Origin of the sequence: Ectopseudomonas chengduensis (assembly GCF_900102635.1) — a bacterium.
Taxonomy (GTDB): domain Bacteria; phylum Pseudomonadota; class Gammaproteobacteria; order Pseudomonadales; family Pseudomonadaceae; genus Aquipseudomonas; species Aquipseudomonas chengduensis.
This window is the reverse complement of the sequence record NZ_FMZQ01000038.1, coordinates 1-2,244: the sequence shown is the minus strand read 5'-3', so window position 1 is coordinate 2,244 and position 2,244 is coordinate 1. Positions and strand designations below refer to the sequence as shown.

Sequence of the window (2,244 nt, the reverse complement as noted above, 5' to 3'; positions counted from 1 at the left end):
TTATCCACAGTTGCTGGTAACAAAATCAGCAATCCGCCCTGGGTCAAATTTCAATCGGCAGGGTGGGTCAATTTTCCATCAGCGCCAACAGTACAGCTGCTCCAGCAACGGAGATAGCCATGGCTGCCATGGCAACGGTGCTGAAACCCATAGCCATGATGTAAATTGCAGAGCCTATAAACAGGGCCGCGCAAAGCGAATTAAAGGCCCTCCGCATTCTTGATCGTTTTACTTTCTTTTTCATTTCAAGACCCACTTGTAGCTGAGTAAAAATACTAAATATGCATAATGCTCTGTTATGGGTGGCACCCCATCTCAGTGAGCGCAGTGGGCGATTTGAGCGCATTGTTATACGCGCACACCGATAAGCCGGGATAGGTCTTGGTGGTTATGGTAATCAACCCAAAAACGAAATGCTTCGGCAAGCATTCCTTCATCTTCTATGCTTTCGAATGAGTATGAAACATCCAGGCTTACAGGCGCGCTCAGCTGAGAGGTAACTATGATTTTTATTTCCTGAAAATCACCTGCGTCGATTTCTTTGATTTGACCCGCTTTGTGAGGCGGATTGCGTACGCAGTGTTTGTAGCCATTGGCCAAGGTGTTAATTGTTTCGTGTATTTTTGATTCTTTAGCTAGCAGGCTCCTGACTTCGGATTCCCTGCTCCAGCCGTAAGCTGGCTTGTATTCGTGAAATATATATTCTGGAATATTATTGAGCGACTCAGCTGCATTCAGGAATAGCCGCAGCCGCTCGTACTTGCTGCGAGTCGCTTGATATATTTCCTTTTCTCGCTGTAGATCGCAGAGATCGAAATAGTCTGAGCAGTTCGGCAAGGCAATATATGCGATGTATCCCTTGTGAGATCCAAGCGGGCCGGAGAGTATGCTCATTTGCGTTCTTCCTTGTGCGTATAACGCCTTGCTCACCGGTAAATTGCGAGCGCAGCGAGTAATTTACCCGCGTGCAGCAACTTGTTGGGCTGCAACCCACCACTCATAGACGGTTCTACGATGTGCGTTAGTTGTAGCTGTCTCTGGGTGCTAACCAAGTTATTATCGCCTTTCTTCAGTATCCCCTTGAAGCTTTTGTAGCAAATTCTCGAATGCTGGGTTATCGGATAGCAATTTCTCGATGTCAGCATTTCGGGCAAAACGTCGCGCCATTTTTCCATTGCGATTAGTGAGCATGAATGTTGCGTTGTGGTACTCCGCACTTACATAATTATCTAGCCAATCCTCAATGCCATTCTTTAACTCGACTATTTCTACGCCTAAATCTATTAGCTTTGAAATCTGCTCGTGCTGAAGTTCCGCGTCAGATAGTGGCGTTACTATCGCGGCAACCTGCCTTTGATTGTTACTCATTAAGTGCTCAGCGAGTTGCGCAACCGCTAGCTGCCCACCTGCTGCTACAACGTTATGACGAGCATTTATGCCACAACGTCCGAGCAAGATTTCAATGGCTCTGACATCGCCCTCACCCTCAACCAGAATGCTCCACGATGCGCCCTGATCCAGAGCAGCAGTTTCTTCGCTAGAAGTCTTCACTTCCGACAAGTACGTCTTCAAAGGATAGAACGGCTGGCCGTAGTTTGACGCGTAACGTCGTTTCACCCGCATAGCTTCGCGAAGCTTAATCTTTCCTTCCTCTATGAGTACAAGATCATCGTGTCCAAAAAGAATGAGATTGAGCTCCTTTCCATACAGAAGCGCGTCAACCGCCTCTTTGCTGTAGTCAGACATGGAAAAGAACACACCGACAGTGCCAGTGAGTTTCCCGTCAACTTTACCTTTAAAGGCATATAGCGAAGATGCAGGGATCGGTGAGGAATGCCATTTGGCTTCAAGTAGATAAAAGCTTTCTCCAACAGCAAAAGAACCATCAATCTCTTCGCCCGAAGGCCGCATACTCGTGCGTGGCTCCATTTGCTCCCTCGACAATATGCCGTTAAGGATCTTCTCGAAGACCCGCCCCCTCTTCTGAAACCAGGCGCGATCGCTGTTTTCTGGCGGCTCTAGCCAATCCTTTAACCTGAGGTTTTCCAATTCAAGTTCACTATTCATGGAAGTTATCTACAAAAACTTTAGCAAAACTAACAGAGACTAATACTGCTGCCCTTGCCGCCCAACGTTTGGTTAAGGACCGGGCTTTAGCCCAATGTCATCAACCTAAGCTGCAGCCCTGCCCAAGGCAAGCCCCCCGAAGCAGCCAGCCGCCATGGCCGTCGGGCGATGACCAGG

At 48.1% G+C, this 2,244-nt stretch carries 3 protein-coding genes; all 3 read right to left on the bottom strand.

All coding sequences use genetic code 11. From position 1 onward, the window contains the following. Nucleotides 1-67 precede the first annotated feature (67 nt). Nucleotides 68-244, bottom strand: coding sequence for a hypothetical protein (locus BLS08_RS26430; protein WP_167375895.1), 177 nt, complete (start codon nucleotides 242-244; stop codon nucleotides 68-70). Nucleotides 245-348: 104 nt separating this feature from the next. Further along, nucleotides 349-894 (bottom strand): hypothetical protein, encoded by a 546-nt coding sequence (locus BLS08_RS25915; RefSeq protein WP_017675227.1) that lies wholly within the window; start codon nucleotides 892-894, stop codon nucleotides 349-351. Nucleotides 895-1,056: 162 nt separating this feature from the next. Beyond that, entirely contained in the window at nucleotides 1,057-2,067 is a 1,011-nt protein-coding gene (locus BLS08_RS25910; protein ID WP_017675228.1) for a hypothetical protein, read from the bottom strand. Between the last annotated feature and the right edge of the window lie 177 nt (nucleotides 2,068-2,244).

Bases quoted from the DNA above. Each gene is read 5' to 3' on its own strand.
- BLS08_RS25915 (WP_017675227.1), bottom strand. From the start codon at position 894: ATGAGCATACTCTCCGGCCCGCTTGGATCTCACAAGGGATACATCGCA.
- BLS08_RS25910 (WP_017675228.1), bottom strand. From the start codon at position 2,067: ATGAATAGTGAACTTGAATTGGAAAACCTCAGGTTAAAGGATTGGCTA.
- BLS08_RS26430 (WP_167375895.1), bottom strand. From the start codon at position 244: ATGAAAAAGAAAGTAAAACGATCAAGAATGCGGAGGGCCTTTAATTCG.